This window comes from Nocardia sp. NPDC004860 (genome assembly GCF_040609015.1).
Lineage (GTDB): Bacteria > Actinomycetota > Actinomycetes > Mycobacteriales > Mycobacteriaceae > Nocardia.
In genome coordinates this window covers 183,825-200,179 of the sequence record NZ_JBEXJI010000010.1, presented here as the reverse complement: position 1 = coordinate 200,179, position 16,355 = coordinate 183,825, and the positions used below count along the sequence as shown (strand labels likewise).

Sequence of the window (16,355 nt, the reverse complement as noted above, 5' to 3'; positions counted from 1 at the left end):
CGGACGATGGGAGGAGGCCGATGGAACCGGAAGCTTTGCGGCGCAGGGCCCGATTGAGTCAGTCGGGCGCCGAACATGAGCAGTCGCGGATCGCCGGGCGCGGACTCGACCCGGATTACATCCGGCAGCTGGAGCATTTTCCCCGGTTCTCGCACGCGCAGATCCACGCCCGCGTCCAGGCCATGAACCCCGGCGACATGCACGCGGCCGCCCAGATCTGGGTGAGCATCGCCGACAGCATGTTCGGCGCCCTGAGCACCCTGCACGCCACCGTCCAGACCACCCTCGCCGCCGCTATGTCCGGCCATCTCGCCGACGCCGCCGAGACCGCTGCCCGCCAATTCGTCCGCGACGCCACGGATGTCGCCGAAATCGCGCACAGCACCGGCCACCGCGTGATCGCTGCCGCCTACGGCGCCGAAGCCGTCCGGAAAACCGTGCCACCACCTGTACCCGACGCCCCCGCCGACACCAAAGACGAGCAGTACCACCTCGCACTGGCCGCCCTGGATGCCAACTACGTCCCGATCTACCCACCCGCCGGCACAGCCGTCCCCGCCTTCTTCGCGCTCAGATCTCCCGGCGATACCGCATCCGAAAACCTCGGCGGCACACCCGATTCCGCCCCGGACACAGGCCGGCCCACCACCCCGCTCTCGAATACCCGGAGCGGCCCGGGCGGCGGTCACGATCCCGGACCTCAGTCTCCCGGCACCACGGCCGCCGCAACCGATCCGGGCGATTCCCAACACCTTCCGGGCTCCGGGACAGAAGCCGATGCGCACGATCCCGCATACCCGAGTCCCGACCGCCGAACCTCCGGCAATCAGCCCTCGACCGCCCCTCATCGGACCGATCCCGAAACCGAGCCCGCCGCCACCACCCCACCCACGTCCCCGTTCACCCCGACCCCCGGCGGCCACCCGGCCATCCCGCTCTCCCCCACCCCCGCTACCCCCGATCCGGGTCGCAGCTTCCCCGGCCCGCCCAGCCCCGAACCCCTCACCCAGCCCAGACAACCCAACTCCCCCAACCTCGCCGCCCCACCCGGCTCGGCACCTTCCGGCATGTTCGCCCCCGGCGGCCGCCCCACCACCGACCCGGATTCATCCCATCGCACCCCACCCTGGCTGATCCGCGACCGCCAGGACGAACTCCTCGGAAGCCCCCTCCCCCACGTCCCACCCGCAATCGGTGCCGAATTCCCCGCAGCCCGAAACGATCTCGCGCAACCCGACATCGACGACCCGGGCTGATCCCTCGGCCGGACGAGCGCCGCGAGCCGGCGATGGAGGTCTCCGCCGCTGCCTCGCGCGGCACACCTGTGGCCTCGAACAGGTCCACCACCGCGACCGCCCCCGGCAGACGAGAGACCTCACCGCCGCACTGTCGATGTGCGCCTACTGACGGCGACCGGCTGCAACGTCGCAAACAGGCAGGGCGTGAGGAGGATTCGTGCCGCCGGCGCGGCTCCTACTCGCCGCCGAAGACGCGTTCCACGACCGTTTTGGCGCGACGGGTGACACGCATGTAGTGGTCGAGGAATTCGCTGCCGTCGTCGTTGGGCCAGCCGGCGACTCGGGCCACGGCGGAGAGCAGGGTGCCGGGGCCGGGGAGTTGGTCGGCCGGTTTGCCGCGGACCAGGACGAGGGCATTGCGGGCCTTGGTGGCGGTGAGCCAGGCGTCGCGGAGGAGGGCGGCGTCGGCGGTGTCGATCAACTCGGCGCGTTCGATGGCGTCGAGGGATTCGAGGGTGGAGGTGTTGTGGAGTTCGGGGTCCTCGTGGGCGTGCAGGAGCTGCAGGAGCTGGACGGTCCATTCGATGTCGGCGAGGCCGCCGCGGCCCAGTTTGGTGTGGGTGGCGGGGTTGGCGCCGCGCGGCAGGCGTTCGGAGTCGACGCGAGCCTTGATGCGGCGGATCTCGCGCACGCCCTCGGGGGACATGCCGCCCTCCGGATAGCGGATGGGATCCATGGTGCGCAGGAACCGGATTCCGAGTTCGCGGTCGCCGGCGACCTGGTGGGCGCGCAGCAGAGCCTGCACCTCCCAGGGCTGCGCCCACTGCGTGTAATAGGCGGAGTAGGCGGCGAGCGTGCGGACCAGCGCACCGTTACGGCCCTCGGGCCGCAACCCGGCATCGACCTGGAGCGGCGGGTCGGTGCTCGGCGCGCCGAGCAGTCGCTGCACCTGTTCGGCGACGCTGATCGCCCATTTCACCGCGACGGTCTCGTCCTCGCCGGGCCGCGGATCGCACACGAACAGCACGTCGGCGTCGGAGCCGTAGCCGAGTTCCATCCCGCCCAGCCGGCCCATGCCGATGACGGCGAAGTCGGCGGGCGCGCGCCTGCCGAGTTCGGCCTCACTGGCCCGGATCACGGCCTGCAGCGCCGCCTCCAGGGTGGCGATCCACACCGAGGACAGCGCCTCGCACACCTGCGGGACCTCGAGCATGCCCAGCACATCCGCCGAGGCCACGCGGGCCAGCTCGTGCCGGCGCAGCGAGCGCGCGGTCGCGACCGCCCGCCTCGGGTCGTCGTAACGACGTGCGCCGGAAAGGATTCCGCGCGCCACATCCGAGGGCTTGGTGGCGAGCAGCAGCGGCCCGTCCGGCCCGTCGGCGTACATGCGAATGGTCTCGGGCGCATTGATCAGCAGATCCGGCAGGTACGCCGAGGACCCGAGCACGATCATCAGCCGCTGCGCGATGGCGCCCTCGTCGCGCAGTTCGCGCAGGAACCAGATCTCGTTGTCGAGCCCTTCCGACACCCGCCGGTAGGCCAGCAGGCCCGCGTCGGGATTCGGTGTCTCACCGAGCCATTCGAGCAGGGTCGGCAGCAGCAGCGCCTGGATCCGTCCCTTGCGCCCGACCTCCCCGGTCAGCGCCTTCAGATGCCCGAGCGCGTTCTCCGGCGCCACATAGCCCAGCGCGGCCAGCTGCCGCACCGCCGCCTCGGGGCTGAGTCGCAGACTGGCGGCGTCCAGGCGCGCAACCGATTCCAGCAGCGGCCGGTAGAACAGTTTGGCGTGCAGCCGCCGCACCCGCACCGCATTGCGTTTGATCTCGCTGGTGAGCACCCCGACCGCGTCCTGCCGCCCGTCGGGCCGCATGTGCGCGGCGCGGGCCAGCCAGCGGATGCCCTCCTCGTCCTCGGGGGCGGGCAGGGTGTGGGTGCGCTTGAGTCGCTGCAGCTGCAGGCGGTGTTCGAGCAGCCGCAGGAATTCGTAGGAGGCGGTCAGGTTGGCGGCGTCGTCGCGGCCCACATAGCCGCCCGCGGCCAGTGCGGTCAGCGCCTCCACCGTGCCCTGCACGTGCAGCGATTCGTCGGCCTTGCCGTGCACCAATTGCAGTAGCTGGACAGCGAATTCGACGTCGCGCAGACTGCCGTGCCCCAGTTTCAGTTCGCGTTCGCGCAGGTCCGCGGGCACCAGGTCCTCGACGCGCCGCCGCATGGCCTGCACGTCCGCCACGAAGTCCGGCCGCTCGTTGGCCGCCCACACCATGGGCATCAGTGCGTCACGGTAGGCGGCGCCGAGTGCGAGATCGCCGGTGGCGGGCCGCATCTTGAGCAGCGCCTGGAATTCCCAGGTGCGCGCCCAGCGCTTGTAGTAGGCGATGTGCGAGTCCAGGGTGCGCACCAGCGCGCCGGCCTTGCCCTCCGGCCGCAGCGCCGCGTCGATCTCGAAGAAGGCCGCGCTGCCCACGCTCATCATCTCGGCGGCGAGCCGGGTGGCGGTGGTGTCGGCCGGTTCGGCGACGAAGATGACGTCGACATCGGAGACGTAATTCAGTTCCCGCGCACCGCATTTGCCCATGGCGATGACGGCCAGCCGGACCGGCGTCTCCCGGTCGGGGCACACCCGGGCGATCGCCACCGACAGCGCCGCGGTGAGCGCCGCGTCGGCCAGATCGGTGAGGTGCCGGCCGACCTGCTGGTACGGCAGCACCGGTTCGTTCTCCACGGTGGCGGCCAGGTCGATGGCGGCCAGCAGCATGAGCTGATCGCGATACCGCTTGCGCAGCAAGGCGATCGCCTCCGGCCCGGCCACGCCGGCCCGGTGCATCATGGGCCCGGCGTTCTCCCCGGTCTCCGGGGTGGCGTGCACGGCGTCCAGCAGATCCGCGAGCAGCTCCGCCCGATCGGGCAGCGTCTTCCGCTTCAGCAGCTGCCAGGAGCCCGGATCCGCCACCAGGTGATCGGCGAAGGCGCTCGACGAGCCGATGAGGGCCAGCAGCCGCCCGCGCAGCGCGGTATCCCGGCGCAGCTCGTAATCCACAGCGGCCCAGTCGCTCCCGAGTTGCTCGCGCAGCCGGATGAGCGTCAGCAGCGCCAGATCGGCGTCGGGGGACCGCGACAGCGCCCATAGCAGTGGCACGCTGTCCACGTTGTCCCACGCCAACTCTCGCAGAGAGTCGGCGGCCGACGGCTCGAGCAGACCGAGCCGTCCGACACCGGGTACAGCGGAGCGAGCAGTCGGTGGCCGAACCATGCCCTTCAAATTACATGTCACGCTGATCGGACGTGCCGCCCATCCCTCTCAAACGGGACATCGTTGCCCGCTCGCAGCCGGTTCGACTCCTGAATGCACCCGCCCCGGTTCCGCAAATCCCGAGGGCACTCCACCCAGAGTTCGCGGCCCGCCTCGGCCTGGACTGCGCTCCGCCTCCCCGCGCTTGGAGCGTGGGAGCGAAGCGGAGGAGCGGAGGAGGGAAGGCCGAGGTCACAGGGCCGCGAACCGCCCGGAGCGAAGCGGAGGGCAAAATGTCACAGCCCGAGGTATTCCTTCAGCTCGTAGGGCGTCACCTGGGCGCGGTAGCCCGCCCACTCGCGGCGCTTGTTACGCAGGAAGAAGTCGAAGACGTGCTCGCCCAGCGTCTCGGCGACCAGCTCGGACTTCTCCATGGCCTTGAGCGCCTCGTCCAGCGACGCCGGCAGTTCGCGGAAGCCCATGGCGCGACGCTCGGCGCTGGTCAGCGACCACACGTCGTCCTCGGCCTCCGGCGGCAGCGTGTAGCCCTTCTCGATGCCGCGCAGACCCGCGGCCAGCAGCACCGCGAAGGCCAGGTACGGGTTGCAGGCGCTGTCAGGGCTGCGGATCTCGACGCGACGCGAGGCCGACTTGTTCGGCGTGTACATCGGAACCCGCACCAGCGCAGAGCGATTCGACCGGCCCCAGGAGGCGGCCGTCGGCGCCTCGCCGCCGTGGATCAGGCGCTTGTAGGAGTTCACCCACTGGTTGGTGACCGCGGAGATCTCGTGCGCGTGCTCGAGAATGCCCGCGATGAACGCGCGCGCGGTCTCCGACAGGTTGTCCGGGTCGTCCGGGTCGGCGAAGGCGTTCTGCTCGCCTTCGAACAGCGACATGTGGGTGTGCATGGCCGAACCCGGGTGGTCGGCGAACGGCTTGGGCATGAAGCTGGCCCGCACGCCCTCGTCGATGGCCACTTCCTTGATCAGGTAGCGGAAGGTCATGACGTTGTCGGCCATGGACAGCGCGTCCGCGTAGCGCAGGTCGATCTCCTGCTGGCCCGGCGCGCCCTCATGGTGGCTGAATTCCACGGAGATGCCCATGGATTCCAGCGAGTCGATGGCGTGGCGGCGGAAGTTCGGGGCCTCGTCGTGCACGGCCTGGTCGAAGAAGCCGCCATTGTCGGCCGGAACGGGCATCGTGCCGTCGTGCGGGCCCGGCTTGAGCAGGAAGAACTCGATCTCGGGGTGCACGTAGCAGCTGAAGCCCAGGTCACCGGCCTTGTTCAGCTGGCGGCGCAGCACGTGCCGGGGATCGGCCCAGGACGGCGAACCGTCCGGCATGGCGATATCGCAGAACATGCGCGCCGAGTGCTGGTGTCCCTTCGACGTGGACCACGGCAGCACCTGGAAGGTGGACGGATCCGGCTTGGCCACCATGTCCGCCTCGGAGACCCGGGCAAACCCCTCGATGGCCGAACCGTCGAATCCGATGCCTTCCTCGAAAGCGCCCTCGAGTTCGGCGGGCGCGATCGCGACAGACTTGAGATACCCCAGGACATCGGTGAACCACAGTCGCACGAATCGGATATCCCGTTCTTCGAGCGTCCGGAGCACGAATTCCTTCTGACGGTCCATGACCGCGAGCGTAGGGTCCTGGAGTTAAATCCGTGTTACATGAACGTCAGGAGGCGCGGCGAGTCGTGCCCACTCAACACGTGAGGCCCGCCGCAGGCTCTTTCAGATCAACGAGATACGAAATCACCGGGTCGTCGACACACTGAACTCCGGAGAGCGACACGGTGTGTCGGGTGCCCTTGTAGGTGATCAGCGACGCGCCGAGCTGCTGCGCCAGGTTGACACCGGCCTGGTACGGGGTGGCCGGGTCCTCGGTCGTGGAGATCACCACGGTCTTCGGCAGTCCCTGGATCGAAAGCTTGTGCGGCGCGCTGGTATTCGGGACCGGCCAGATGGCGCACAGCTCCAGCGGCGCGGCGTTGCTGCCGTGGCCGTCGTCGAGGAAGGGTGCGACGCGGCGGTAGTCGGCGTCCTGCTTGGCTGCGATGGACCGGTCGGTAATGGCCGGGTCGTCGACACAGCGAATGGCATTGAACGCGTCGGAACTGTTGTCGTAGGTGCCGTCGTCGTGACGGCCGTCGTACATGTCGGCGAGGGCGAGCAGCGTGTCGCCGCTGCCCTGGGCCAGTTCACGCAGGCCCTTGGTGAGGGCGGGCCACAGGCGGTTGGAGTAGAGGGTCTGCTGCACACCGGTGATGGCGTCGCCGTAGTGCAGACCGCGCGGGTCCTGAGTGGGAACCGGCTTGTCCCACAGCGGATCCACCAGCGAGCGGAACTTCTTGGTGGCCTGTCCCGGGTCATCACCGAGCGGGCAGTTGGTCTTCTCCTTGGCCGCGCAGTCCACGGCGTAGGCGTCGAAGGCCTTCTGGAAGCTGGCGGCCTGCGCCACCGACTCCTTGACCGGATCCTGCTCGGGGTCCAGCGCGCCGTCGAGCACCAGCGCGCGCACGTGGTCGGGGAACTTCTCGGCGTAGGCGTAACCGAGGCGGGTGCCGTAGGAGTAGCCCAGGTAGGTCAGCTTCTGATCACCCAGCGCCGCCCGGATCACGTCCATGTCCTGCACGACCTCCCGGGTGCCGACGTGGGCCAGGAAGTCCTTGCCGGTGCGCTCGACGCACTTGCCGGCGAAGTCCTTGTTCTCGTTCTCCGCGGCCGCGATGCCCGCGGGCGAGTTGTCCTTGTTGGGCTCGGCGCGCTGGGCGTCGTCCTCGGCCGCGGTCATGCACTTGATGGCCGGCTGCGACGCGCCGATGCCACGCGGATCGAAGCCGATGCGGTCGAACCGTTCGGCCAGCTGGGTGCTGTCACCGAGGGTGACCATGTTCAGTCCGGTCACGCCGGGACCGCCGGGGTTGAGCAGCAGCGAGCCGATCTTGTTGCCGGTGGCCCGGACCCGCGAGATCGCGATCTTGGCGGTCGCACCGTTGGGATCGGCGTAGTCGACCGGCACCGTGACCCGTGTGCACTCGGAGTTCTTGGGCATCTCGTCTTCGCTGTAATCGGCACAGCTGCCCCAGGTCAGGGTCTGGTTGTAGAAGGAATCCATCCCCACCGGTGTGCTCGCGGTGGGCTTGCCGTCCACCACGCTGGTGCACGCAGCCGCGGTCATCGCCAACGCCGTCACCAGGAGCACGACCCGGCCGGTTCGCATCAACGCCATCCCACGATCGTGCCATCCCGCCGAAATCACCCTCGCACCCCTCGTCCGGTCCATATATCTCTCCGTTTACATTCCGGCCGCACTGTTGTTCACGTTGCGGCCGTCACCGCTGTGTACATCGCGCTCGCCACCGCTGTGCGAAACGTCACGCATGGCACGGATTCGGCAACGGTAGAGGTTCGGAGCCGAGACCACCGGGTACGTGGGCGTTCACACGGTAAGTCCCCAGTCCGCTCTCAGAAACGGCATGCTTAATGGAAGGTGACCTGGGGGCTCTAGTGATGAGGGATGCCATGACCGTGCAACCACATTCGCCGAATCGGTCCGCCGCGGCCGGATCCGGTTCATCGCGTTCACGCACCATCCGGGCCGCGGCCGCCGCGGCAGTGGCGCTGGCCGCCACCCTGGGCCTGGTGGCCTGCGGGCCGTCGACGCTGCCGGGGAGCCCGATCGCACACTCGCCGGGTGGCGTCACCCAGAGCCAGCCGATCGACTTCACCACGCCCCCGGCCGATCTCGACTCCGCCGTGCAGGGCGTGGTGCCGGGCATCGTGGACGTGAACACCGAGCTGGGGCTGCAGAACGGTGAGGGCGCGGGCACCGGCATCGTGATCGGTTCGGACGGCTACGTGCTGACCAACAACCACGTGGTCGAGGGCGCGACAAAGATCTCGGTCACTGATCTGGGCAATGGCCGGACCTACGACGCCACCGTGGTCGGCTTCGACCGCAGTGAGGACATGGCGGTCATCAAACTGACTGGTGCGTCCGGTCTGCAGACCGCGCCGCTCGGCGACTCGGACAAGGTGGCGGTCGGCGACACGGTGGCCGGCGTCGGCAATGCGGGTGGACGCGGCACGCCCACCGCGGCCGCGGGCAAGGTGACCGCCCTGAACCGGGCCATCACCGCCAGCGACGACTCCACCGGCAGCTCCGAGCAGCTGACCGGGCTCATCCAGGTCGCCGCCAATATCGAACCCGGGGATTCGGGCGGCCCGCTGGTCGACGCGGCCGGACAGGTCATCGGCATGGACACCGCCGCCTCCAAGGGCTTCCGCTTCAGCATCGGCGGCGGCGAGGGCTTCGCGATCCCGATCAACAAGGCGCTGTCGGTGGCCAAGCAGATCGAGGCCGGCCAGGCCTCGGATCGCGTGCACATCGGCGACACCGCGTTCATCGGCGTCTCGGTCAGCTCGGTCTCCGGCGGCGCGCAGATCCGGGGCGTGGTCCAGGGCGGCCCGGCGGACCAGCTAGGTCTCGAGGCCCGCGACGTCATCACCGGCGTCGACGACCACGCGGTCACCTCGGCCAACGACCTCACCTCGACCATGGATCAGCACCACCCGGGCGACACCGTCACCCTGAAGTGGACCGACCAGACCGGCCAGTCCCGGTCGGCCCAGGTCCAATTGGGTAAGGGCCCGATCGGCTAGCGAGTAGCGGGAAAGAGGCGAGGGGTGCATCCCTCGCCTCTTTCTCTGCGCACGGTGTCTCTCATCTGCCTGCGGTGTGAGGAATTGCATCCCTGCCGGGAGCGGCCGGAATGGCAGACTGACATTCGTCAGAACAACCCGGGGACCCGGTCATGGGCCTCGAGGAACGACGAAAGGGACGATGATGTCCGTATCCGATGCGGAAACCCCTGTGTACGGGTCTGCGGCGCCGAAGACTCCCAAGCGCGGGGAGGCGGAGCGGCGGCGGAAGACGCGAGTGCAGCACCTGCAGCAGATGAAGCAGGCCGGTGAGCGCTGGTCCATGCTCACCGCATACGACTACTCCACCGCCCGGCTCTTCGAAGAGGCCGAGATTCCGGTCCTGCTGGTCGGCGATTCGGCCGCCAATGTGGTGTACGGCTACGACACCACGGTCGCGATCACCGTCGACGAGCTCATCCCGCTGGTGCGCGGCGTGGTGCGCGGTGCGCCGCACGCGCTGGTGGTGGCGGATCTGCCGTTCGGCAGCTACGAGTCCTCCCCCGAGCAGGCCTTGGCCACGGCCGTCCGGTTCATGAAGGAGGGCGGCGCGCACGCGGTGAAGCTGGAAGGCGGCGAGCGGGTGGCCGACACCATCCACAAGCTGACCGCCGCCGGCATTCCGGTGATGGCGCACATCGGGTTCACCCCGCAGAGCGTCAACACCCTCGGCGGGTTCCGGGTGCAAGGCCGCGGCGACGGGGCCGAGCAGCTCGTCGCCGACGCCATCGCGGTGCAGGAGGCCGGGGCCTTCTCGGTGGTCATGGAGATGGTGCCCGCCGAACTGGCCGGGCAGGTCACCCGCAAGCTGACCATTCCGACCGTCGGCATCGGCGCCGGCGCGGAATGCGATGCGCAGGTGCTGGTCTGGCAGGACATGGTCGGCTACACCGGCGGCAAGACCGCCAAGTTCGTCAAGCAGTTCGCGGATGTGGGCGGTCAATTGCGTACCGCCGCAGCCACTTACGCCAACGAGGTGCGGCGCGGCGTGTTCCCGGGTCCGGAGCACAGCTACTGAGCCGCCCGGCCGCGCAGTGATCGAGAACGCCCCCGCGAGGACCGCGGGGGCGTTTCTTTCATAGCAATAGGCTATTGAAATCTATTCGCTGCCGATCATCTCGGTCCATTGCGAACTTTTGGTGGCAGACTCGGAAGCCAACGAGCTGGATCGACCAAAGGGAAGTTCATGGATCGTGGAACGAGTCGCTGGATTCGGCGGGCGCCACTACTGGTCGTGGCGGTGGCCACCGTCGCATTGACCGCGGCCTGCGGGGGCAACTCCTCGACGGGCTCGACGCAGCCGCAGGGCTCCTCCTCGCCGCTCTCCTCGACGCCGGGCAAGCCGACCACCACGGGCGGACCGACCACGTCGGCGGGCGGTGGCTCGGGGCTGACCGTCTCCGACGAGGCGGCCAAGCAGCTGTGCGACCTGATCCGGCCGCAACTGTCGGACTGGCGGGTGCAGACCCCGACCATGGACAAGATCTCGCTGAACGCGACCGTGATCCAGTGGGCGACCCAGAACGGCTTCCTGCTGCAGTTGCCGAGCAATCGGGGCCTGGTCGACCAGGTCACCACCAAGGCCTGTCCGGATGTGCGCGATCAGGCCCTCTCCGCGATCGAGATCCCGGATCTGGCCTCGGGCCTGGCGGCCGGCTGATGCGCACCCTCTACCCGCCGATCGAGCCCTACGAGCAGGACATGCTGGACGTCGGCGACGGTCAGCGGCTCTATTACGAGGTGAGCGGGAATCCGGACGGCAAGCCGGCGGTCTTCCTGCACGGCGGCCCCGGTGGCGGCACGTCGCCGTATCACCGCCAGTTCTTCGATCCCGAGGCATACCGCATCGTCCTGTTCGATCAGCGCGGTTGCGGCCGGTCCACGCCGCACATCGCGGACGGGGCGAGCCTCGAGCACAACACCACCGGGCATCTGGTCGCCGATATCGAAAGGCTGCGAACGCATCTCGGCGTCGAGCAGTGGCTGGTGTTCGGCGGCTCCTGGGGTTCGACGCTGGCGCTGAGCTATGCGCAGGCCCATCCGGACCGGGTCACCGAACTGGTGCTGCGCGGGATATTCCTGTTGCGGCGCAAGGAAATCGATTGGTACTACAATGGCTCCGCGGGGTACGTGTACCCCGATGAGTGGGAGAAGTTCCTGGCGCCGGTGCCGGAAGCCGAACGCGGGCAGGATCTGATCGAGGTCTACCACCGCCTGCTGCACTCCCCCGATGCCGCCCTTGCCACCGACGCGGCCGTCGCGTGGTCCACCTGGGAGGGTGCCACGAGTTCCCTGCTGCCCCACCCGGAACGGGTCGCCGAAACCGCCGACCCGCGCTTCGCGCTGGCCTTCGCACGCATCGAGAACCACTATTTCGTCAATCACGGCTTCCTCGACGAGGGGCAGCTGCTGCGCGACATCGGGCGCATCGCCCACATTCCCGGCGTCATCGTGCAGGGCCGCCACGACGTGGTGTGCCCGGCCACCAGCGCCTGGGATCTCCATCGGGCCTGGCCCGGTTCGGAATTGCACCTGGTGCCCGACGCCGGCCACGCCGCTCTCGAACCCGGCATCACCCACCATCTGGTGGAGGCCACGGACAAGTACAGGATGTAGATGAGTACCACAGCCGGTCCCGCATTGGTCGACGCCGTAGCCGCCGATGTGGACCGGCTGTGTACCGCCGAACCCGATGTGCGCCAGGACCTTCCGGATTCGGTGCACAAGATGCGGGTCGCCACCCGGCGACTGCGCAGCGTCCTCAAGTCCTACCGCCGGGTGCTGCGGCGCAAGCCGGTCGGCGAGATCACCGATGAATTGCGCTGGCTGGCCGGACTGCTCGGGGTGGCGCGCGACGCCGAGGTGCGGGCCGAACGGTTCGCCGCGCTGCTCGGCGACACCGGGGTGCCGTTCGACGAGCAGACCGTGCCGCTGGGTGAGAAGACCACTCCGCGAAAGGATTTCGGCGCACGTTTGGTCGCCGACGAGCGGCGGATCTACGCCGGTGCGCACCGGGCTGTGGTCGAGGCTTTCGGCGGCCGCCGCTATCACGCCCTCCTCGACCGGCTCCACGGTCTGATCGCCGATCCCCCGCTACGCGCCGCGCGCGCCGACGAGCCCGCCAAGCAGGTCTTCGCCGCAGTCCTGCGCCATGACTTCCGCGACCTACACCGTCTGGTGCGCACGGAACCGGGCCTGTCCGGGGACGAACGCGTCGCACATCTGCACGACATCCGCAAAGCCGCCAAGCGGCTGCGCTATTCGGCCGAAGCCGCGACCGCGGTGCTGGGCGAACCGGCCGACGAGCTCGGCAAGAAGGCCAAGCGCTTGCAGACGGTGCTCGGCGATCACCGGGACGCGGTGGAAGCTCTGCAAACCTTGCGCACGTATGCCACCGACGCCGGCGAGTCCGGCTATCAGCGGCTCTGCGACGCCGAGGAGGCAGCGGCGGCCAAGGCGCTCGAGGAGTACCCCGACGCCGCCGAATTCCTGCGGCACCGCCCGCTCGACTGAGCGCTGCCCCCGGGCGGATCCCGGTCGCGCGCAGGCGGAATGACCAGCGGTGTCGTCCGTGCCTAGTTGCTGCGGAAGGCCGCGTGATCCTCGTGCGCCCACCCGCCGGAAGGTGCGCTCTGGGCCGCGGCGGCCGACTCCCCGTGTGGGTGCTCCTTGTGTGCGGCGTGCGGCATGATGCGGTCGATCCAGGCCAGCAGCACCGCCGAAACCACGAATGCCAGGTGGATGAGCACCGGCCACAGGTAGCGCGCACTGTGCGCGCCCGGATCGGTGTCGGTGGTGATGGAGATGAACGTCTTCAGCAGGTGGATCGAGGAGATGCCGACAATGGACATGGCCAGCTTCACCTTCAGCACATTGGCGTTCACCTGTGCCAGCCACTCCGGCTGATCCGGATGCCCGTCGATGCGCAGGCGCGACACGAAGGTCTCGTAGCCGCCGACGATCACCATGATCAGCAGGTTGGAGATCATGACCACGTCGATCAGCCCGAGTACCGACAGCATGATGCTGGTCTCGACATTGCCGTCGGCGAACAGCCCGTGCACCAGATCCCACAGCTCGCGCAGGAACTGCCACACGTACGCGGCCTGCGCCACGATCAGACCCAGGTACAGGGGTAGCTGCAGCCAGCGGCTGAGGAAGATGAAATAGCCCAGACTGCGCTGCTGGGCGGCCTCGGGGGAATTCGCGTTCGGGTATGGAAAAGCCATGGGACTCAATACAGCACGCGCGAAATCAAGCACCGATCAGTAATCGATCACGGCCGTGCGCGCCGCTCGGGAATTGATGTCTTCCTGATCGATCGTTGATGTGCGCGCCGATAGGTTCGCCGCGTGCAACACGGAATTCAGCAGAAACGCCGCGGCCCGCTGTGGCTGGTCGCGATCGCGGCGGCGCTCATCGTGGGCCTGGTGCTCGCGCTGTCCACCTACGAGGTGGGCCGGACGCGGGCGGAGGCCTCGCATCCCTTCGGCAATACGGCGGTCAGGGATCGGGTGGATCTGGGCATCTGGGTCGCCAAGATCGACCCGGTCACCCAGACCACCACCGTCGAGGTACTGGCCACCCCGCGTGGCGCGCTGGCGGACAAGAACGGCAATTTCGCCGCCGACACCGTCATCTACACCTCGGCGCTCAAGGCCGATCCAATCAAAATCAAAGCGGGCGAACCGATTTCCGCGGCCGAGGTGAAGGTCGTGGTGGAGGGAACGCTCACCGACTACCCGTTCGACGCCTATGACGCGGTGCTGGCCTTCGATGTGTTCAGCGGCGACCGGCGCCTGCCCACCGCCGCTACCGTGGCCAGCGGAGACACGCTGTTCGCGGTGAGCGAGCAACCGGAATCGGGCGCCGACAACGGCATCGATCTCGGCTTGCACGCCGCCCGGTCCGTCCCGTCGCTGACCTTCGCCCTGTTCATCATGATCCTCATGCTGGGTCTGGCCCTGGCCGCGGCCATCGCCTGCTATTACGTCCTGGCCGGTAAGCGCGGTCTGATGTTTCCGGCCGTATCCATGATGGGCGCACTGCTTTTCGCGCTGGTGCCATTGCGCAATGCGGTGCCGGGTGGTGCACCGATCGGGTCGATCATCGATTTCACATCGTTCTTCATCGCGGAGGGCATCATCTCGGCGGCCCTGGTGGGCACCGTGATCGTCGGCTACCGCGTCGAAATCGCGAAGGAACGCGAGGTAGAAGCTGCCACCCAGCATCCGACCGATCAATTCCGAATGCTCACGCCGCAGCGGTGATTCACCATTCGGCGAGCGAACCGTCCCTGCGGTGCCAGATCGGATTGCGCCAGCGGTGCCCGGCCTCGGCGGCGCGGGCGACGGCACGCTCATCGATGCGGAGGCCGAGGCCGGGTTCGCGCGGCAGGCCGACGTAGCCGTCGCGGTAGTCGAAAACCGTTGGGTCGATCAGATAGTCGAGCAGGTCGGAGCCCGTGTTGTAGTGGATGCCCAGGCTCTGCTCCTGGATGAGCAGATTCGGGGTGGCGAAGCCGACCTGCAGGCAGGCGGCCAGGGCGATCGGACCGAGCGGGCAGTGCGGGGCCAGGGCGACATCGCGGGCCTCCGCCAGTGCGGCGATGCGCCGGACCTCGGAGATGCCGCCCGCGTGGGACAGGTCCGGCTGCACCACGGCGACACCGCGATCGAGCACCGGGAGGAAGTCCCACCGCGAATACAGCCGCTCGCCGGTCGCGATGGGAATGGCTGTGCCGCTGGTGATCTCGCCGAGGCGGTCACCGGCCTCCGGCACCAGCGGTTCCTCGACGAACAACGGCAGGTACGGCTCCAGCAAGGGCAGCACGCGCCGTGCCATGGCGACGGACAGGCGGCCGTGGAAGTCGACGGCGATATCGAAGTCGTCGCCGGTCGCCTCCCGCACGGCGGCCACCCGGTCGACGATGTCCAGGGTCGCTCGGGGCGTGTCGATCGGCTCCAGTTCGGCCGAGGCGTTCATCTTGATCGCGCTGAAGCCCTGGGCCTTTCGCTCCAGCGCGGTGGCCGCGACATCGTCGGGGCGGTCGCCGCCGATCCAGCTGTAGACGCGGATCCGGTCGCGCACCGCACCGCCGAGCAGCTGCCACACCGGTACGCCGAGCGCCTTGCCGGTGATGTCCCACAGGGCCTGATCGATGCCCGCGACCGCGCTCGACAGGATGGGTCCGCCGCGATAGAAGCCACCCTTGGTGAGGGTCTGCCAATGTGCCTCGATGCTCATCGGGTCCTTGCCGACGAGGTAGTCGGACAGTTCTTCGACGGCGGCGGCCACGGTGTGGGCGCGGCCCTCGATCACGGGCTCGCCCCAGCCGGTGACGCCTTCGTCGGTGTCGATGCGCAGGAAGCACCAGCGCGGCGCGACCAGGTAGGTGGTGAGTGCGGTGATCTTCACCGGGATTCCTTTCGCACGCTCCAGCCACCGTCGACGACCAGGTTCGCGCCGGTGATGAAGGAGGCGTCGTCGGAGGCGAGGAAGGCGACTGCGGCCGCCACCTCCTCCGGAGCGCCCAGCCGGTCCAGCACCGTTGCCCGAGCGGATAATTCGCGCCCCTCGGCATCCACGTCGTCCCACACGGGCGTCAGGATGGGCCCCGGCAGCACGGCATTCACCCGCACTCGGTCCTGCCCGTACTCGACCGCAAGCTGCCGCACCAGGGCGGTCAGCCCGCCCTTGGCCGCGGCATAGACCGGATACCCGGGCAGCCCGAACTGGGCGTGCACGCTGGATACCGCGACCACATTGCCACGCTGGGCCCGCAGGTCGTCGATGAATGCCCGCACGCCCAGGAACAGCGGCGTCAGATTGACCGCGAGCCCGTCGTCCCACTGCCGCCTGCTCAACTCGTGCGCCGGCACGATGGCCTGCCGAGAAGCATTGCTGCACAGGAAATCCAGGGGCCCGAACCGATCGTTCACCCGCGCCCGCAACGCGTCCCACGACTCCTCGAGCGTCACATCACACCACTGGAATTCGGCCTGCGCCCCCATCGCCCGAATCTTCTCCGCCACCTCACGCCCACCGACCTGATCGATATCCGCGACGACGACCGCCGCCCCCTCGGCGGCCAGCCGCCGCGCCGTGGCCGCCCCGATCCCCGAGGCCGCCCCGGTAACGACCGCGACCCGATCCGTCAGACGACACATGCTCTTCCCC

Annotated in this window: 13 protein-coding genes; 7 read left to right on the top strand and 6 right to left on the bottom strand. The window is 68.7% G+C overall.

Annotated elements, in window-relative coordinates:
- Positions 1–20: 20 nt before the first annotated feature.
- The gene (locus ABZV44_RS20690; RefSeq protein ID WP_354838386.1) at positions 21–1,256 is read left to right on the top strand and encodes a hypothetical protein; all 1,236 of its coding nucleotides are present in this window, start codon (positions 21–23) and stop codon (positions 1,254–1,256) included.
- Positions 1,257–1,473: 217 nt separating this feature from the next.
- Here ABZV44_RS20690 and ABZV44_RS20685 read toward each other — a convergent pair whose 3' ends face one another.
- The 3 genes from ABZV44_RS20685 to ABZV44_RS20675 form a co-directional block, all read right to left on the bottom strand.
- Positions 1,474–4,488 (bottom strand): bifunctional [glutamine synthetase] adenylyltransferase/[glutamine synthetase]-adenylyl-L-tyrosine phosphorylase, encoded by a 3,015-nt coding sequence (locus tag ABZV44_RS20685; protein WP_354838383.1) that lies wholly within the window; start codon positions 4,486–4,488, stop codon positions 1,474–1,476.
- Positions 4,489–4,763: 275 nt separating this feature from the next.
- Positions 4,764–6,104, bottom strand: coding sequence for a glutamine synthetase family protein (locus ABZV44_RS20680; protein ID WP_354838380.1), 1,341 nt, complete (start codon positions 6,102–6,104; stop codon positions 4,764–4,766).
- A 73-nt stretch (positions 6,105–6,177) separates the two neighbouring features.
- Positions 6,178–7,653 carry an alpha/beta hydrolase gene (locus ABZV44_RS20675; RefSeq protein ID WP_354838533.1) on the bottom strand — a complete coding sequence of 492 codons (1,476 nt, stop codon included), beginning with the start codon at positions 7,651–7,653 and terminating at the stop codon, positions 6,178–6,180.
- A gap of 344 nt (positions 7,654–7,997) precedes the next feature.
- Here ABZV44_RS20675 and ABZV44_RS20670 point away from each other — a divergent pair, with 344 nt between their 5' ends.
- The 5 genes from ABZV44_RS20670 to ABZV44_RS20650 all read left to right on the top strand — a co-directional run bounded on the left by ABZV44_RS20670 (position 7,998) and on the right by ABZV44_RS20650 (position 12,689).
- Positions 7,998–9,137 (top strand): trypsin-like peptidase domain-containing protein, encoded by a 1,140-nt coding sequence (locus ABZV44_RS20670; protein WP_354838377.1) that lies wholly within the window; start codon positions 7,998–8,000, stop codon positions 9,135–9,137.
- Between the two features lie 184 nt (positions 9,138–9,321).
- Entirely contained in the window at positions 9,322–10,194 is an 873-nt protein-coding gene (gene panB / locus ABZV44_RS20665; RefSeq protein WP_354838374.1) for a 3-methyl-2-oxobutanoate hydroxymethyltransferase, read from the top strand.
- 168 nt (positions 10,195–10,362) lie between these two features.
- Positions 10,363–10,836: a hypothetical protein gene (locus tag ABZV44_RS20660; RefSeq protein WP_354838371.1), complete on the top strand. Its 474-nt coding sequence runs from the start codon at positions 10,363–10,365 to the stop codon at positions 10,834–10,836.
- Positions 10,836–11,792, top strand: coding sequence for a prolyl aminopeptidase (gene pip, locus ABZV44_RS20655; protein ID WP_354838368.1), 957 nt, complete (start codon positions 10,836–10,838; stop codon positions 11,790–11,792). The genes ABZV44_RS20660 and pip overlap by 1 nt, the downstream gene beginning before the upstream one ends.
- Positions 11,793–12,689, top strand: coding sequence for a CHAD domain-containing protein (locus tag ABZV44_RS20650; RefSeq protein WP_354838365.1), 897 nt, complete (start codon positions 11,793–11,795; stop codon positions 12,687–12,689).
- A gap of 62 nt (positions 12,690–12,751) precedes the next feature.
- Here the strand turns inward: ABZV44_RS20650 and ABZV44_RS20645 are convergent, their stop codons facing one another.
- Positions 12,752–13,405, bottom strand: coding sequence for a TIGR00645 family protein (locus ABZV44_RS20645; RefSeq protein ID WP_354838362.1), 654 nt, complete (start codon positions 13,403–13,405; stop codon positions 12,752–12,754).
- A 123-nt stretch (positions 13,406–13,528) separates the two neighbouring features.
- On the opposite strand from ABZV44_RS20645, the gene ABZV44_RS20640 reads away from it, so the two are divergent.
- Positions 13,529–14,446, top strand: coding sequence for a DUF4436 family protein (locus tag ABZV44_RS20640; RefSeq protein ID WP_354838359.1), 918 nt, complete (start codon positions 13,529–13,531; stop codon positions 14,444–14,446).
- A 1-nt stretch (position 14,447) separates the two neighbouring features.
- Here ABZV44_RS20640 and dgoD read toward each other — a convergent pair whose 3' ends face one another.
- Both dgoD and ABZV44_RS20630 read right to left on the bottom strand, forming a co-directional pair.
- Positions 14,448–15,593: a galactonate dehydratase gene (dgoD, locus tag ABZV44_RS20635; protein ID WP_354838356.1), complete on the bottom strand. Its 1,146-nt coding sequence runs from the start codon at positions 15,591–15,593 to the stop codon at positions 14,448–14,450.
- Complete coding sequence (locus ABZV44_RS20630; protein WP_354838354.1) at positions 15,590–16,345, bottom strand: SDR family oxidoreductase; 756 nt, start codon at positions 16,343–16,345, stop codon at positions 15,590–15,592. Before ABZV44_RS20630 ends, dgoD begins: the two co-directional genes overlap by 4 nt.
- Positions 16,346–16,355: the final 10 nt, after the last annotated feature.